We start from the raw sequence: 16,902 nt of genomic DNA, 5'->3' as shown, positions 1-16,902 counted from the left end.
TCGATCCGATTGCCAATTGGGCGCGTGGGCCCGTAACGTCAAGGGGTTGTTCCGGCCACGGCCCTCCTCGTCACGCCGAGCCAAGTTCAGCGTGACGAACTGGGTGGGAAGCGGTTAAGCGCCTTCCCATGTCTTTCTACGCCCTCGCCCGCCCCTTGCTGTTCACCCTCGACGCCGAACGCGCGCACCGCGCGACGATCCGCGCGCTGCGGCTCAAGCCGGTCGGGACGCCGCCCGCATCCGATCCCCGGCTTGCCATCCGCGTCGCCGGGCTCGATTTTCCGAATCCGGTCGGGCTTGCCGCGGGGTTCGACAAAGATGCGCAGGTGCCGGATCAGATGCTGGGCCTGGGCTTCGGCTCTGTCGAGGTCGGCACGCTCACGCCCTTTCCGCAGCCCGGCAATCCGCGCCCGCGGCTGTTCCGGCTGGTCGAGGACCGGGCCGTCATCAACCGCATGGGCTTCAACAATGGCGGGCAGGCGGCGGCGCACGAACGACTGCTGCGGCGGAACGCGCGGCCGGGCATCGTCGGCGTCAATATCGGCGCGAACAAGGACGCCGTCGATCGCATCGCCGATTATGCCAATGGCGTTCGGGTGATGACCGGGGTCGCGCGATATCTGACGATCAACATCTCTTCGCCCAACACGCCCGGGCTGCGCGCGCTGCAGGACAAAGGTGCGCTCGATGCCTTGCTCGCCGCGGTAATGGCGGCGCGGCCGGCCGGCGGGCCGCCCGTGTTCCTCAAGGTCGCGCCCGATCTGGAGCCGGCCGACATCGATGACATCGCCGAGGTGACCGCCGCGCACCGGATCGCCGGCATCATCGTTTCGAACACCACGATCACGCGGCCGGCGCTGCGGTCGGCATTCCGCGGTGAGACCGGCGGCCTGTCGGGGGAGCCTTTGCGCGATCTCGCCCACCGACGACTGATCGATTTCCGCAAGGCGACCGGCGGCGCGATGCCACTGATCGCGGCTGGCGGCATCGCATCGGCGGAGGATGCCTATGCGCGCTTCCGGGCGGGGGCGAGCCTCGTGCAGCTCTATTCGGCGCTCGTCTATGAAGGACCGGGATTGGTGCGGCGGATCAACGCGGGGCTCGTGAAGCTGCTCGAGCGCGACGGGTTTGCAAGCATCAAGGTAGCTGTGGGTACTTAGCCTCCCCTCCCTGCAAGGGAGGGGAGGCTAAGTGGGTGGCGAAGCCAAGGGCTCGATGCCCTTGGCGCAGCATTGCGGGACGAGCGGGGAGCTCGCGACTTCGTCGCTCGCACCCACCCCCAGCCCCTCCCTTGCAGGGAGGGGAGAAAGCAGTAAGCTCGCCCGATGCTGCACCGCGTCATCGCCCTCGTCGCCCTCGCCCTCACCGCCACCATGGCGCTCGCCCAACCCATGGTCTCCGCCGCCGACCCGCGGGCCGCCGCGGCCGGGGTCGAGATGCTGAAGAAGGGCGGCACCGCCGCCGATGCGGCTGTCGCGATGATGTTGGCGCTCGGCGTGATCGAGCCGGGCCATTCGGGCATCGGCGGCGGCGGCTTCCTGGTCTATCACGATGCGAAGACCGGCAAGATCAGCAGCTATGACGCGCGCGAAGCCGCCCCGGCCGCCGCCGACGGGCGCTGGTTCTACGGGGCGGATGGCAAACCGTTGGGGATTCGCCAGGCGATCCCCGGGGGGCGCAGCGTCGGCGTACCCGGCGAGCTGCGGCTGATGGAGACGGCGCATGCCGAACATGGCAAGCTGGCGTGGAGCGCACTGTTCGCCCCGGCGACCAGGCTGGCGCGCAATGGCTGGGCAATCACGCCCCGGTTCAACAATTTCCTCACGAAGATGCCGGCGACCGGCTTCTTCAACGCCTGGGCCAAATCCTATCTCTACAATGCCGACGGGACGGCGAAGGCCGTCGGCACGGTCGTGAAGAACCCCGAACTCGCCGCGCTCTACGGCAATATTGCCCGGCATGGCCCGAGCTATTTCTATGTCGGCCCGCCAGCGCAGACCCTGGTCGCGACGATCAACAATGCCGCACACAACCCGTCGAAGATGACGACCGGCGATCTCGCGTCCTACAAGGTGCAGGAGCGCGCGCCTGTGTGCGGCACGTACCGGACTTACCGAATCTGCGGCATGGGGCCGCCCGCCTCGGGCACGGTGATCGTGCTGATGATCCTGAAACAGCTCGAGCGGTTCGACATGGGCGCGCTGGGCAAGGGCTCGCCCGTCGCCTGGCACCTGTTCGCCGAAAGCTCGCGGCTGGCTTATGCCGATCGCGACACCTGGCTCGCCGATCCGGATTATGTGCAGGTACCCGTCCAAGGGCTGCTGGCCGCCGACTATCTCGCGAGCCGCTCGGCGCTGATCTCGCCAGACAGCACCATGGCGGCCATCGCACCGGGAATGCCGGCAGGCGCTCCCGCACTCAAGCGGGCCGAGCTCCAGCCCGAACATGGCACCTCTTCGTTCACCGCGGTCGACCGCTGGGGCAATGTCGCCGAAGGCACGGTCACGATCGAAAGCGTGTTCGGATCGGGCCAGAGCATGAACGGGATCTTCCTCAACAACCAGCTCACCGATTTCAACCTGGTGCCCGAGAAGGATGGGGTTCTGACCGCGAACCGGGTCGAAGGCGGCAAGAGGCCGCGCAGTTCGATGTCGCCGATGATCGTCTATGACGCAGCCGGCAAGGTGCGGATCGCGATCGGCGCAGCCGGCGGATCGACGATCATCGCGCAGGTCGCCAAGGCGCTGGTCGGGGTGATCGACTGGCATATGAGCGCGCAGGACGCGATATCGATGGGCCTGCTCTACGCCCCGACGCCGGGGGGCGTGGCCGAGAAGGACACGCAGCTCGAGCCGATGCTGCCCGCACTCGCGGCGTTGGGCGAGCATCTGTCGGTCGCGCCCCTGGGACTGAAAGCCAATGCGATCGAATGGCAAAGCGGTGCCTGGGCCGGCGCCGCCGATCCGCGCAGCGAAGGCGTGTCCATGGGCATCGACGGCAAGGTGGTGAAACCGGCGATGGCGGCGCTCCAGCGCGACCGCCCATCCGAGTGATGACATGCGCCGCAATCGCGGATTGTCGTCGCCCTTTCGCCATGAAACATAATTGTCCTATGATCGTCGCATAAGAGCGACCGAAAGGTCGCCGGGGCGCGGCAGGAGAGACGATGCGGACTTTCGAACATTTTCCGAATCTCGTCGCGATGTTCTTTGCACGCGCGGCGCAAGGCGGGGACAAGCCCTTCCTGTGGGCTAAACGCGATGGCGCATGGGTGGCGACAAGCTGGGGCGAGGCCGCACGGCAGGTGGCGGCCTTCGCCGGCGCATTGAAGGCGCAGGGGCTGCGGCCGGGCGATCGCGTGGTGCTCGTCTCCGAAAACCGCCCCGAATGGTGCATCGCCGATCTCGGCATCATGGCTGCCGGCTGCGTGACGGTGCCGACCTACACCACCAACACCGAACGCGATCACAGCCATATCCTTGAAAATAGCGGCGCGCGGGCGGCGATCGTCTCCTCGCAAAAACTGGCGGCGACATTATTGCCGGCGATGATCCGGTCCTCGGCGTGCGATCTGCTGATCGCGATCGAGCCGCAGGCATCGCGGACCGGCGCGGTGCGGTGCATCGATTTCTCCGATATGGTGGCCTCGCCCGCCGACATCGCCGCCGCTCGCGCCAGCGCCGATTTCGGCCGCGGCGATCTCGCCTGCCTGATCTATACCAGCGGCACCGGCGGCGCCCCTCGCGGCGTGCGCCACCATCACGGATCGATCCTCGCCAATGTCGAAGGCTGCATCGACATCATCGAGCAGGATTTCGGCTGGGACGACGAGGTCTTCCTCAGCTTCCTGCCGCTCAGCCACGCTTATGAGCATAGCGGCGGCCAATATCTGCCGATCGGGCTGGGCGGGCAGATCTATTATGCCGAGGGGCTGGAAAAGCTGGCCAGCAATATCGAGGAGGTGAAGCCGACGATCATGGTGGTGGTGCCGCGGCTGTTCGAGCTGCTGCGCGCACGCATCCTGAAAAGCGTCGAGAAGCAGGGCAAGCTGCCCCGCTATCTGCTCGCCCACGCGCTCGAATCGGGTGCGCGATCGGCAGCGGGCAAGCGCCGGCTGATCGACGTGCCCGTGGACCTGCTCGTCAATGCCCTGCTCAAGCCCAAGGTCGCGCAGCGCTTCGGCGGGCGGATCAAGGCGATGGTTTCGGGCGGCGCGCCGCTCAATCCCGATATCGGCATCTTCTTCCAGTCGCTCGGCGTCACCTTGCTGCAGGGCTATGGACAGACCGAAGCCGGGCCGGTGATCGCGTGCAACCGCCCGTCAGTGGGGCTGAAGATGGAAACGGTCGGCCCGCCGCTGAAGGGGGTGGAGGTGAAGATCGCCGCCGACGGCGAGATATTGGTGCGCGGCGAGCTGGTGATGCACGGTTATTGGCGCAACGAGCCCGAGAGCGAACGCGTGCTCCAGGACGGCTGGCTGCACACCGGCGACGTCGGCCATCTCGACGCCAAGGGCCGGCTGGTGATCACCGATCGCAAGAAGGATCTGATCGTTAACGACAAGGGCGACAATATCGCGCCCCAGCGGGTCGAGGGCATGCTGACCCTGCGGCCCGAAATCGCGCAGGCGATGGTGTCGGGCGATCGGCGGCCATATCTGGTGGGGCTGATCGTCCCCGATCCCGAATGGATGGCCGAATGGGCCGAGGCGCACGGCATGCCGGCACAGCTTGTCGCGCTGAAGGACAATCCCGACTTCCAGCGTGCGCTGATGGTGGCGGTCGATGCGGTCAACGCCGATCTGTCGGTGATCGAACGCGTCCGCCGGATCGCCATCGCCGACGAACCTTTTTCGATCGCCAACGAGCAGATGACGCCGTCGATGAAGAACCGGCGCCATGCGATACGGGCGGTGTATGGGGTGCGGCTGGACGGCCTGTATAAGGGATAATCTCCCCTCGCTGCCAAGGGAGGGGTAAGGGGGTGGGTAGTGGCCGAAGCGGCTCGATGCCGCTGAGGACACAGCATGCGGTACCGGGGAGGATAGTTCGGGACGCTCACTATGTTCGCGACCCACCCCTTGATCCCCTCCCTTCCAGGGAGGGGAAATAAGCGTCACTCCCGCATCGCCACCGCCGCCAGCGCCTCGGCCTCGATCAGCAGCACATCGTCGGCGAGCCCCTGCGCTACCGTTTCGCGTCCGATCAGCACCAGTACCGGCACCGCGAGCGGTGAAACCCGATCGAGCTTCACATGCACGATGCGATCGGCCGCGCGCTCGATCAACATGCTCAGCCGGCCGAGATCGGTCATCTTCAACCGCGCGTCGGCCCAGGCGGCGTTGAGCATCAGGTGATCGGGTTCGTAGCGGCGCAGCACGTCGTAGATCAGGTCGGTCGAGAAGGTCACCTGCCGGCCCGATTTGACCTTGCCCGGATGCTGGCGCTCGACGAGCCCGCCGATGATCGCCACCTCGCGAAACGCGCGCTTGAGTAAAGCCGATCCCTCGACCCAGGCGACGAATTCGTCCTCGAGGATCTCCGCCGAAAATAGCGCTGCCGGATCGGTGACCGGATGCAGAGAATAGCAGGCCAGCGCATAATCGCTCGACACGAAACCGAGCGGCATCAGCCCGGCGCTCTCCATCCGCCGCGTCAGCAGCATGCCGAGCGACTGGTGCGCATTCCAGCCTTCGAAGCTATAGATCACCCAATAATGGCGCCCTTCGTGCGGGAAGGTTTCGACCAGCAATTGGTCGGGCGCGGGCAGCCGCGATCGCCGCGCCTGCACTTCCAGCCACTCGCGGACATCGTCGGGAAAGCGCGGCCATTGTGACGGATCGTGGAGATAAGCCCGCACGCGGTCGGCGAGATGGGTCGAAATCGGCATGCGTGCGCCGCCATAGGTCGGGATTCGCGCCGATTTCGACGTTGCCCGCACCAGCAGATCGGTCACGTCGACCTTCTGCACCTCGAGCGCGAGGCCCATGAAGAAGAAGCAGTCGCCCGGCGACAGCGACGCAGCAAACATCTCCTCGACCCGGCCGAGCGTGCGCCCGTTGCGGAAGCGGACGTTGAGCATCGGCGATTCGACGACGATCCCGGCATTCAGCCGATGCTGCGCGACGAAGTTCGGGTGGCTCACCCGCCATAAACCGTCGGGCTGTCGGGTCAACCGGCGGAACTTCTCATAGGCTTTCAGCGCATAACCACCCGACGCGATGAAATCGAGCACGCGATCGAACAGCTCGGGCGGCACGGTCGCATAAGGCGCGGCGCGGTTGACCTCGGCCAGCATCTCTTCCGCGCGGAACGCCCCTGCGCAGGCGACGGCCATCACATGCTGGGCGAGCACATCGAGGCTGCCCGCGCGGAACGGCTCGGCATCGAGATCGCCGGCCGCAATAGCGTCGACCGCGGCGCGGCCTTCGAGATATTCGAAGCGGTTGCCGGGCACGAGCACCGCCTGGCTCGGCTCGTCGAGCCGGTGATTGGCGCGGCCGATCCGCTGGAGCAGCCGCGACGACCCTTTCGGCGCGCCCATCTGGATCACCAGATCGACATCGCCCCAGTCGACCCCGAGATCGAGGCTGGAGGTGGCGACCAAAGCGCGCAGTCGGCCATCGGCCATCGCCCCTTCCACCTTGCGGCGCGCCTCTTTCGACAGCGATCCGTGATGGACGCCGATCGGCAGGTTCATCGCGTTGACCTTCCACAGATCCTGGAAGATCAGTTCGGCCAGGCTGCGGGTGTTGCAGAAGACGATCGTGGTGCGGTGGGTTTCGATCTCGGCCATAACCTGCTCGATCGCATAGCGGCCCGAATGGCCCGACCAGGGGATGCGCCCTTCGGGGATCAATATGTCGATCTGCGCGGGCGCGCCCGGATCGCCAATGACGAGCGCGACCTGCTCATAATCGCCATCACCGCGCAGCCAGCCGCGAAAGGCATCCGGATCGGCGACCGTCGCCGACAGCGCGACCCGCCGCATGTCGGGCGCCAGCGTGCCCAGCCGCGCGACCGACAAAGCCAGCAGATCGCCCCTCTTGCCGCTGGCGAAGGCATGGACCTCGTCGATCACGATCGCCTTGAGCGATGCGAACAGCGCCGCGCTTTCGGGATAAGACAGCAACAGGCTCAGCGATTCGGGCGTGGTCAGCAATATCTGGGGTGGGCGAACGCGCTGCCGTGCCTTGCGGTCCGACGGCGTATCGCCGGTACGCGCCTCCACCCGGATCGGCAGGCCCATCTCCGCGATCGGCCCGAGCAGATTGCGCTGCACATCGATGGCCAGTGCCTTCAACGGCGAGACGTAGAGCGTGTGCAGCCCCTCCTGCGGATGCTCGATCAGATCGGCGAGGGTCGGCAGGAACCCGGCCAGCGTCTTGCCCGATCCGGTCGGCGCGACCAGCAGCGCATCGCGCCCGCCACGCGCGGCGGCCAGCATCTCGCTTTGGTGCCGGCGCACCGTCCACCCCTTGGCCGTGAACCAGTCGATCAAGGGGGGAGGAAGGGAAGCAAGGGCACTCATCCCCCTCATGTGGACGCGCCGGAGCGAGATTGCGAGAAGGCCGGCCCACTAAGGGTTCCCATTTCCGCCGATCAGCGGTTATGCTGCATCGCGGGAACGGGCTGCCAGGGGCTGTGGAGTGGTGATGAAGCGATTGTTCGGGAAGGCGCCTGTTCCGCGCGACGTGCAGGACGAGAGTGCCGCCGCCGTCGGCGCGAACGATGCCACAGCCGAACTTCCTGCCGCTTCGCCGCCACCGACAGGGAATGTTGCGTTCGAATTGCGCGAGCCAACCCCGGAGGAAATGGCGGCACCGATCCTGTTCGAACAGGATATGATAAGCCTCGATCGCCTCTATTCGGACGAACCTGTCGCACCGGCTGCCCCGGCCGCCCCCGCCCCCGTATCGGAGGCCGAGCTTCACGGCTTTTTCGAACATTTTGATATCGGCAATTTTCTCGGCGGCTGGGCCGGCGACCACAAGGATCCCACCTGCCGGATATTGCGGGTCGCAGCCCTAGTCGATGGCCAGGAAGTCGCTTCGGCGATCGCAGATGCGGATCGGCCGGATACGCCGCATGGCGGCTTCAGCATTCCCTTCATAGATCGACAGGTGCCCCGCCTCATTCTGGATGGCCGCCTGACGCTGCAGGTCTCCAGACCAGGGATCGCGCCCGTCGCTCTGCCGATGCTGTCGAGCGTGATCGATCAGGCGCGATCCTTTTTTCCGCCCAACCCGGCCCCGCAGGATATTGCCCCGCCGGTGCCCGCCGCTACGCCGCCGGCCGCACCCAAACCGACAGTCGAGCTCAGCTATTTCCCGGTACCGGTCGGCTTCGTATCGCCCGATCAGGCGGCCATAGTCGGCCGTGAAGGATTCCTGTTTCCCTTCAACGACCTCCTCGCGCAATATGCCGCCGATCCGAAGGACCCGACGGTCCAGCGCGATGCCGCCAAATGGTTTGCGCTGTTCTCCGCACGGCAGGCCACGCTTCATCAGCGCCGCATCACCTATATCCAGACGATCATGCCCGATCGGGCGACCGTGCTCGGCGATCTCGCGCCACCGGGGCTGGGCCCCGTCACGGCGCGGCTGGGCGTACTTGAAACGATGATCGATATGGTTCTGCGCCGGGACGGCCCGGACGCGGTGGCCTGGTATCGCTCGCTGATCGGTACATTGCGCGGTTTTCATGGCGCAGGCATCGCACCTTTTCTGCGCTATGACTCGCGCGTGCGCACGGCGGCGGCGCAATTGGTCTTCTATCAATTCGTGCAGAAACTCGCGGCTCTGCGGCCCGACCGCGAGACCGAGTTGATGCGCGTGGCCGATTATTGCGGAGAGTTAAAGCCTGGCGGTGAGAGCGATGCCTTCGCGGGCGATCTCGGCGCGCATTTCGCGCTGCCGCTGTATGAAAGCGAGAAGCTTCCCGATCTGTCACGAACGGCGCCCCTGGTGACGGGCAAACCCGTCGTCGCCCGGATACCACGCCAGGGCGAAATCGGCACGCGGCTGATGTGGCGTAACGCGCAGGCTCCGTCATCGCTGCGCATCATTGCCTTCGGAGGATCGCTGTTCGGACGCGGCGATAGCGCGCGGGAGCTATCCTGGTGGTTCAAGGCGATGTTCGCCGAATTCCACTTCGTCTGGAGCAGCGAGCTCGATCTCGCTTATCTCGATCAACACAAGCCCGATGTGGTGATCTGTCAGGGCGCGGAGGATGCTATGCCCGTCGTCGCGCCCCGCTGATACGGTTCGTCAGGCCGCGGCACGCTGTGCGATCATATCCTGTCGATAATTTTCGATATTTGGGCGGAAAATATAGTCGGCAAAGCCCAGTGCGCGATCGACCGCCGCCACCGCTTCGTCGAACGAACCCAGTTCGCGCAGGATTCGACAAGCCTGGAGCTGATGTTCGGGGTGATCGAGAAGGGCGATCAGCCGCTTGTTGATCGCCAGTGCCCAATGCAGGTGGCCGCGCCGCTGACAATGCTCGGCCAGCTGGAACAGGTGGATCGTCGAATGCCCCTTATATTGGCGCCGGGCCGCCGCGATCGAGGGGAAGCGGCCTTCCTTGAGCGCGCTCAGCCCGACATCGCCGAGCATCTTGATCTCGAGCAGATATTGCCCTGCCGGGTGGCCGCCATAGGGCACCGCCAGCAATTGCAGCCGTTCGGGCGCAATCACCTGCTGGAAACGCCGGATATGGTCGAGATCGGGGTCGAGCGGATCGAAGACCATCAGAAAGTCGCAACTGTCCGAGATATGGTGCCGGGTCTGTTCGAAACCCGCCTCTCCGGGAAGCGCCAGCATCAGCAGGTCCGGCGAAAGCGCCGGAAGATCCTCTCGCCAGCGCGTCTCCCAACCCTGCTTGATGTCGAACAAGGGCGAAAGGGCGACGACGCGATCGAACCGCAACGCGCGGGAGAAGCGGATCGCGGCATAGGCGCCCATGCTGCTGCCATAAGCAAGCCGCTGCCGATAGGGCGTAGCCGTCCATGACAACGAGCGATCGATCTCGCGGATGTCGCGCTCCAGGAGATTTTCGTACCAGACATCCCGATTGGTCTTGATCGCGACGACATCCACGCCGTTCTTCAGCAGAAATTCGGTGGCAAAGCCCGGCCCGGCGAGATCGCGGTTGGTCCGCTCGCTGAAGGTAAAGACAACCGTCTCATTCTTCGCCTGACTCCGGAAGTGATCGATCCTGAGGTCCGCGCGATCGACGATCGTCGATCGCGCAATAGCCTCGCTTTTTGAACCCATGGTCACGCCTTCGGCCGCGAGCGGGCGAGGCTTCGAAAGGTCCCGACCGGCTGAAGCCGGGTTTACGACCGCATCCGGCGCCGATCTAACCGGCGAAGCCAATGGTAGCCCCTCAAGATACAGGTCCGCATAATCGGGATCCAATCGTGCCATTGCCCGCAGAACAGGCGCGTAATAGTCAGTCACGAAGGCAATAGTTTCGGCTCGCATCTCGCGCTTGTATCGGCCGGGCATAGTATCGGACCCTGCCCATGTATGACCGATCCATCGGGGGTTGAGCTCTAGCTTCTCGGCTCGCTCCAATTCGACCGCTGCCTTCCGTTCACTGGTCGGCTCCAGACCAAGCGCGATACAGCTACGCTCGACGAAGGAATCAAAGCCCAGGCAAAGGCGCGCATAGCTGTTCACAACCCGATCCTGCGCGGGGATCCTATCAACGTTCCGCATGAAATATTGATAATAGTCTCGGTCGGTCAGCGGTGTGTCTTTGAGGCGTTCGCTGATCCAGGCATCGATACCCTGATCTCGAAGTATCGCCGCACGCGCTTCGATCTGCTCCGGCGTATCCTCCGAATTGAGAGGATGAATCATATACCACATGAATTCATTGCAGATGCGGTCACGAGGGTCGCGAAAATTGACGATGAATCTCTGGTCGTTGAGATTGTCGATTGGTTTCAGATCATGCGGGCAGTTTGCGAAGACGAGATAATCCTCTGGCGGGATTTCGGACCAGTCGAATGCAAAGCTGGCACCTTGTGTAAATCGTTCATCACCAATCGTACGCCGCGTTCGGCAACGCCTATCGAGCTTGGTGAGGATACGCCATGTTGACGCGGTGCCGCTGGTCTGCATCGTATAGAAAATGACCGTTTTGCTGGTCATTGGTTCGATCTCCGCAAACGCGCAACAACACTGGACACTGGCCCTTCACATCAGTGGTGCCATAGGTCGCCGCTCGATAAAAGAGATCGATTTTCAGATAGGCTATTTTGAGCGAGCATCTCCCGTCGATAATTTTCGATATTCGGTCGGAAAATATAGTCGGCAAAGCCCAGTGCGCGATCGACCGCCGCCACCGCTTCATCAATCCGGCCAAGCTGGCGGAATATCCTGCTTGCCTGCAACTGATATTCGGGATGGTCCCGCATCGCTATCAGCCGCTTGATGATTGCCAGTGCCCAATGCAGGTGGCCGCGCCGCTGACAATGCTCGGCCAGCTGGAACAGGTGGATCGTCGAATGCCCCTTATATTGGCGCCGGGCCGCCGCGATCGAGGGGAAGCGGCCTTCCTTGAGCGCGCTCAGCCCGACATCGCCGAGCATCTTGATCTCGAGCAGATATTGCCCTGCCGGGTGGCCGCCATAGGGCACCGCCAGCAATTGCAGCCGTTCGGGCGCAATCACCTGCTGGAAACGCCGGATATGGTCGAGATCGGGGTCGAGCGGATCGAAGACCATCAGAAAGTCGCAACTGTCCGAGATATGGTGCCGGGTCTGTTCGAAACCCGCCTCTCCGGGAAGCGCCAGCATCAGCAGGTCCGGCGAAAGCGCCGGAAGATCCTCTCGCCAGCGCGTCTCCCAACCCTGCTTGATGTCGAACAAGGGCGAAAGGGCGACGACGCGATCGAACCGCAACGCGCGGGAGAAGCGGATCGCGGCATAGGCGCCCATGCTGCTGCCATAAGCAAGCCGCTGCCGATAGGGCGTAGCCGTCCATGACAACGAGCGATCGATCTCGCGGATGTCGCGCTCCAGGAGATTTTCGTACCAGACATCCCGATTGGTCTTGATCGCGACGACATCCACGCCGTTCTTCAGCAGAAATTCGGTGGCAAAGCCCGGCCCGGCGAGATCGCGGTTGGTCCGCTCGCTGAAGGTAAAGACAACCGTCTCATTCTTCGCCTGACTCCGGAAGTGATCGATCCTGAGGTCCGCGCGATCGACGATCGTCGATCGCGCAATGGAATGATTATTGACGTTTGCAGTTGAACCCTCGCTGGCGATCGCGCGTGCCGCAAGGACGGGAATAGATTGAACGGGATTTTCAACAGCAGGTGACTTACGCGAGACCGACGAAACCGACGCCAGCCCCTCAAGATAAAGGTCCGCATAATCCGGATCGAGCCGCGCCATCTCCCGCAGGACGGGGGTGTAACGCGCGGTCAGAAACGCGATAGTCTCAGGCTTGAGATCCCTCTTATAGCGTCCCGGCATCGCATCCGAGCCACTCCACACATGCCCGATCCAATTGGGATTTTGTTCAATCTTTTCGGTTCGCTCGACTTCCAGCGCTTCCCTGAGGTCCGGGGTCAAGTCCTTCGCCATCGCCGCGCAAGCTCGCTCGACGAAGGAATCAAAATCAAGGCAGAGACGGGCATATGTGATGACACTAAGGTCCGCAGGCGGAATTCTGCCCACGTTATCAATGAAGAATTTGAAATAGTCCTGGTCGGTGAGGCCGCTCGTTCCCAGGTTTTCGCGTATCCAGGTGTCGATACCCTTCTCGCGCAGAAGCTTTGCCCGCGCTTCTACGGCCTCCTTCGGTTCGTCCGGACTATTCGAATGGACGAGGCGAAACGCGAATTCGTTGCAAATCCGGTCACGCGGATCGCGAAAATTGACGATAAATTTCTGCTGTCTGAGATTCTCGATCTGTCCAAGCTCATATGGGCAGTTTGCCAGGAGCAGTTGGCCGGTGCTTGGCACGTCTTTCCAGGCAAATCGAAAAAAAGGGCCTTGCGTGAACAGTTCGTGCCCGATGGCACGAAGCTTCAGATGGCGGTTGTTGATCGTGGTCAGAATGCGGCCGATGGACATGGTCGCACTGGTCTGCGTCGTATAAAAGATGACCGTTTCACTGGCCATAAAGTCCATCTCCGCAACCGCGCACCAACAATTGTTAGCTCGTATAACAGTCATGCGATGCGTTCAACCATCGCTCCGCCGCATCAACAACGGCGGTGGAGCATATTGCCAACTGACTGACATTGTGTGAATCCTGCCCCCGCAAGGCGCAGCTGGCGGTCGAAATCGCTCCCAAGCTTGGCGCAATCCTTGCGCCTCAGCGCACGCAGTTCGGCGGCACCATAGAGCGGCGCTTGCCTTGTCGACGCCTCAGGTTCTGCTAGGGTAAGATCCGTGGGACAGCCGCGATACTGGAGACATTCTTGGTTCAGATCTTCATGATTGGATCTTCAAAGGTCTTAAGGATATTGCCGCTATCCGGCGCCACCCAGGTGAGAGAGCGGTGACAAAAATCGTGGGCTCGGCCCTCCTCTCGCGTTTCTTTTGCTCGGTGCCCTTATGATCACGATGCTGCGTATATCCACGCCTCCCAAAGCGCATCTTCAGGATTTCTGCTGATGCGTTGGCCATTCAGGAAATCGGCTTCGCCGCTGCCAGTTGAAGCCCAAGATCCGATTGCGGAGCCCCGGCCGGCATCTGCAGATGAGGCACCGCCAGCACAACTTCCACCGCCGGTCGCAGCCCCATCGCCGGATCCCGACACAGCCGACATTGAGTTCGAACTGCGCAAGCCGACACCCGAAGAATTATCGGCATCGATCATATCGTCGCAGGATTTCCACGATCTGGAGCGCATGTTGTCTGGCGCGCCTTCCCCAAAGATGGTCGTCCGCCCGGTCAAGCAGCCGTTACTCAACGTTCCGTCGCCATCCGCTGCGCCGACGCCGCATGCGGCTACCGCGCCCGCTCGCCCCGCCCCAACGGAATCGGTCGACAAGAAGCCAGCCCTCCCGGGCGAATTAGCTGCGGTCAATGGCGGGGCGTCTCCCGTCGGCGCGGCCTCGCCAAAGCTCGTCGGCCTGTGCGATTTCATCAAGATTGGCGAATTCGTCGGAGGCTGGGCGGGGGACGAAGCGGGTGTCGAAAGCGACTCGGTACGCGCCGTCTTGTTGGTCGACGGAAAGCCGGTTGCCAGTGCCAAACCCGAGCACAAGCGCGAGGACACCCATTTTCTTGGATTCCAGATCCCGTTCGCGGACCTGGCGCTCTCCCGCCTGATTATCGAAGGGAGGGTAAGGGTCGATGTCGTCAGTGCGACGGCCGCGCCTTTCACCTTGTCGATCATCGCCGAAGCCGAGCCCTATGCCCGCTTCTGCTACAAAAGGGATTTCGGAGACCCCGACCTCCTGGTCAAGGTGCGCGGGCCTGTCATCGTAAAATCCGAGGCCGATCTGACTTATGTGCGGGTGCCGGTCGGCGTCGCCGCCGCTGACGGTTCGGCGGTGACAGGAGGTGACGGCTTCCTGTTTCTCGATCAGGGCAGCAATGGCCTGACCAGCCAATACCGCCTGCCTGTCGATGATCCGACGGTTCAAAAGGATGCCGCGCGCTGGCTCATGCTGTTCCAGCAGCGGCAGGCGGCGCTCCAGCAACGCAACGTCGGCTACGCCCAGATCGTGATCCCGGAAAAATCGACGATATTGACAAGCGTCGCCCCAAAGGAGCTCACGCCGATCACCGCTCGCCTGGCGTTGCTCGAACAAATGATCGCGCTGGAATTCGAGCGATCCGCCGGCAAGATGCCGGTCTTCTATCGTTCGCTCGTCGAAATGTTGCGCGCATCCTACGCCGCGGGCGTGCCGCCTTATCTGCGAACCGACAGCCATTTCCGCGCAGCCGGCGCGCAACTGACCTTCTACCAGATCGTTCGCCACCTCGATTCGCTGATGCCCCAGCATGCGGACGGCTTTGAGGCGATCGCGGCATTATGTGGTCATATGACACCCTCGCCCGAAACCTACGTCCTGAAGGGGGATCTGGGCGAGCGCTTCTTCGGCCGGCCTTTGTATGAGAGCGACAATTATGGCGATCTCGCCGCGATCGAGGCATTGGCCCCCGGCGCGCCGGTGATCGCCGAATTCCCTCCGGAAGGACTCCAGAATATCCGCCTGGTCTGGCGCAACCCCAACGCGCCCAGCCCCTTGAAAGTTGTCGCCTTTGGCAACTCCTTCTTCGAACGCGGCGGCGGCGTGCACGGCCTGTCCTGGTGGTTCAAGCACATGTTCGCAGAATTCCATTTCCATTGGCGCGCGGACATGGACATCGCTTATGTCGACGAACATAAGCCGGACATCGTGATCTGCCAGACGGTCGAGCGGTTTTTGCCCGAAGTCCCGAAGAGCTGAGCTCCCGGATGCGGCGCAGATCGATGCGCAGCTGGCGCCATCAGTGCCCCGCCGGCTCGCCCCGCGTCAGCCCCGACGCCGCCAGCTGCGCATCGATCTGCGCCATCAGCCGGTCGAGCCCCGCCTGATCCTTCGCCTCTGCGCGCGCCACGAGCACGTCCTGGGTGTTTGATGCACGCAGCAGCCACCAGCCGTCGGGCGTGTTGACGCGCGCGCCATCGGTGCGATCGACCGTGGCGCCGCTCTCCTCCAGCCGATCGAGCACTTCATCGATCACCGCGAACTTGCGGGCTTCCGAAACCTGAAAGCGCAGTTCGGGCGTGTTGATCATCGCCGGCATAGAATCGCGGATCGCGGTCAGCGATCCGCCGAGCGACCGCACGGCGCGCATCAGCCGGATCGCCGCATATTGCGCGTCGTCGAAACCATACCATTCATAGCCGAAGAAGATGTGGCCGCTCATCTCGCCGGCGAGCGGCGAATCGGCCTCCTTCATCTTGACCTTCATCAGCGAATGGCCGGTCTTCCACATCAGCGGCTTTCCGCCCAGTTCGGCGACACGATCGAACAGGGCCTGGCTGCATTTCACATCGCCGACGATCGTCGCGCCCGGAAGCGCCTTCAGCACGGGCTCGGCCAGGATGGCAAGCAGCTGATCGCCCCACACGACACGACCGAGCCCGTCGACGACGCCGATGCGATCGCCATCGCCATCGAAGGCCACGCCGAAATCAAGATTCCTTTCGCGCACCAGCGCCTTCAGATCGGCGAGATTCCGTTCTTCGGTGGGATCGGGGTGATGGTTCGGAAAACGGCCGTCGACCTCGGTGAAGATCGCATGATGTTCGCCGGGTAGCCGCTTGATCAACTTATCAACGACGGGTCCGGCCGCGCCGTTGCCGGCATCCCAGCCCACCCGGAACGCCCCGCCATCGTAATTTTCAAGCAACCGATCGACATACAGATCGATGACGTCGGCATTGGAAACCGTGCCCGCACCCTCTTCCCAATCACCGGCCTCGGCCATGCGCGCGAGCGACTGGATATCGTCGCCGAAGAACGGGCTGTGCTGCAGCACCATCTTGAAGCCATTATAGTCGGCCGGGTTGTGGCTGCCGGTGATCTGGATCCCGCCATCCACCTCCAGGATCGCCTCGGCATAATAGAGCATCGGCGTCGGGCCCAGCCCCGTGCGCACGACGTCGACTCCACTCAGCGTAAGGCCTTCGATCAGCGCGACCTCCAGCACCGGCGACGACAGGCGCCCATCATAGCCCACCGCCACGCGTGTGCCGCCGGCACGACGCACCGCCGTTGCAAAGCTGCGCCCGATCGCCACCGCATCCGCCGGGCCCAGGGCCTTCCCGACGATTCCTCTGATGTCATATTCGCGTAGTGATGTCGGATCGAAACGATGGGTCAAGATAGTCTCCAGAAGTGGATTGAACCGGATCACAGGAAGCGGTGAATCCTC

General features: G+C 63.4%; 10 protein-coding genes. 6 read left to right on the top strand and 4 right to left on the bottom strand.

Annotation, left to right across the window (positions count from 1 at the left end; all coding sequences use genetic code 11):
• The first annotated feature begins 128 nt into the window (after positions 1–128).
• The 3 genes from BLS13_RS04365 to BLS13_RS04355 all read left to right on the top strand — a co-directional run bounded on the left by BLS13_RS04365 (position 129) and on the right by BLS13_RS04355 (position 4,951).
• Positions 129–1,160, top strand: a complete 1,032-nt coding sequence (locus tag BLS13_RS04365; RefSeq protein ID WP_093450054.1) for a quinone-dependent dihydroorotate dehydrogenase — start codon at positions 129–131, stop codon at positions 1,158–1,160.
• A gap of 165 nt (positions 1,161–1,325) precedes the next feature.
• Positions 1,326–3,053, top strand: coding sequence for a gamma-glutamyltransferase (ggt, locus tag BLS13_RS04360; protein WP_176943429.1), 1,728 nt, complete (start codon positions 1,326–1,328; stop codon positions 3,051–3,053).
• Positions 3,054–3,166: 113 nt separating this feature from the next.
• Positions 3,167–4,951, top strand: coding sequence for an AMP-dependent synthetase/ligase (locus BLS13_RS04355; protein ID WP_093450053.1), 1,785 nt, complete (start codon positions 3,167–3,169; stop codon positions 4,949–4,951).
• Between the two features lie 164 nt (positions 4,952–5,115).
• Here BLS13_RS04355 and BLS13_RS04350 read toward each other — a convergent pair whose 3' ends face one another.
• Positions 5,116–7,530: a ligase-associated DNA damage response DEXH box helicase gene (locus tag BLS13_RS04350; protein WP_093450051.1), complete on the bottom strand. Its 2,415-nt coding sequence runs from the start codon at positions 7,528–7,530 to the stop codon at positions 5,116–5,118.
• 124 nt (positions 7,531–7,654) lie between these two features.
• Here BLS13_RS04350 and BLS13_RS04345 point away from each other — a divergent pair, with 124 nt between their 5' ends.
• Positions 7,655–9,259, top strand: a complete 1,605-nt coding sequence (locus BLS13_RS04345; protein ID WP_093450050.1) for an alginate O-acetyltransferase AlgX-related protein — start codon at positions 7,655–7,657, stop codon at positions 9,257–9,259.
• A 9-nt stretch (positions 9,260–9,268) separates the two neighbouring features.
• Here BLS13_RS04345 and BLS13_RS04340 read toward each other — a convergent pair whose 3' ends face one another.
• Positions 9,269–11,161 carry a hypothetical protein gene (locus BLS13_RS04340; RefSeq protein ID WP_093450049.1) on the bottom strand — a complete coding sequence of 631 codons (1,893 nt, stop codon included), beginning with the start codon at positions 11,159–11,161 and terminating at the stop codon, positions 9,269–9,271.
• A 50-nt stretch (positions 11,162–11,211) separates the two neighbouring features.
• Positions 11,212–12,492, bottom strand: coding sequence for a hypothetical protein (locus BLS13_RS04335; RefSeq protein ID WP_143011859.1), 1,281 nt, complete (start codon positions 12,490–12,492; stop codon positions 11,212–11,214).
• A 21-nt stretch (positions 12,493–12,513) separates the two neighbouring features.
• On the opposite strand from BLS13_RS04335, the gene BLS13_RS20250 reads away from it, so the two are divergent.
• Both BLS13_RS20250 and BLS13_RS04330 read left to right on the top strand, forming a co-directional pair.
• Positions 12,514–13,263: a hypothetical protein gene (locus BLS13_RS20250; RefSeq protein ID WP_143011858.1), complete on the top strand. Its 750-nt coding sequence runs from the start codon at positions 12,514–12,516 to the stop codon at positions 13,261–13,263.
• 377 nt (positions 13,264–13,640) lie between these two features.
• Complete coding sequence (locus BLS13_RS04330) at positions 13,641–15,428, top strand: alginate O-acetyltransferase AlgX-related protein (RefSeq protein ID WP_093450046.1); 1,788 nt, start codon at positions 13,641–13,643, stop codon at positions 15,426–15,428.
• A 40-nt stretch (positions 15,429–15,468) separates the two neighbouring features.
• On the opposite strand, the gene pgmG is transcribed toward BLS13_RS04330, so the two are convergent.
• Positions 15,469–16,851 carry a phosphoglucomutase/phosphomannomutase PgmG gene (gene pgmG / locus BLS13_RS04325; protein ID WP_093450178.1) on the bottom strand — a complete coding sequence of 461 codons (1,383 nt, stop codon included), beginning with the start codon at positions 16,849–16,851 and terminating at the stop codon, positions 15,469–15,471.
• Positions 16,852–16,902 lie beyond the last annotated feature (51 nt).

This window comes from Sphingomonas sp. YR710 (assembly GCF_900101455.1).
Classification (GTDB): domain Bacteria; phylum Pseudomonadota; class Alphaproteobacteria; order Sphingomonadales; family Sphingomonadaceae; genus Rhizorhabdus.
Note: the sequence above shows the minus strand (reverse complement) of the source record. Positions and strands in the feature narration are given on the sequence as shown.

Bases quoted from the DNA above. Each gene is read 5' to 3' on its own strand.
- BLS13_RS04355 (WP_093450053.1), top strand. From the start codon at position 3,167: ATGCGGACTTTCGAACATTTTCCGAATCTCGTCGCGATGTTCTTTGCA.
- BLS13_RS04345 (WP_093450050.1), top strand. From the start codon at position 7,655: ATGAAGCGATTGTTCGGGAAGGCGCCTGTTCCGCGCGACGTGCAGGAC.
- BLS13_RS20250 (WP_143011858.1), top strand. From the start codon at position 12,514: ATGCCCGATCCAATTGGGATTTTGTTCAATCTTTTCGGTTCGCTCGAC.
- BLS13_RS04335 (WP_143011859.1), bottom strand. From the start codon at position 12,492: ATGCCGGGACGCTATAAGAGGGATCTCAAGCCTGAGACTATCGCGTTT.
- BLS13_RS04330 (WP_093450046.1), top strand. From the start codon at position 13,641: ATGCGTTGGCCATTCAGGAAATCGGCTTCGCCGCTGCCAGTTGAAGCC.
- ggt (WP_176943429.1), top strand. From the start codon at position 1,326: ATGCTGCACCGCGTCATCGCCCTCGTCGCCCTCGCCCTCACCGCCACC.
- BLS13_RS04365 (WP_093450054.1), top strand. From the start codon at position 129: ATGTCTTTCTACGCCCTCGCCCGCCCCTTGCTGTTCACCCTCGACGCC.
- BLS13_RS04340 (WP_093450049.1), bottom strand. From the start codon at position 11,161: ATGACCAGCAAAACGGTCATTTTCTATACGATGCAGACCAGCGGCACC.
- BLS13_RS04350 (WP_093450051.1), bottom strand. From the start codon at position 7,530: ATGAGTGCCCTTGCTTCCCTTCCTCCCCCCTTGATCGACTGGTTCACG.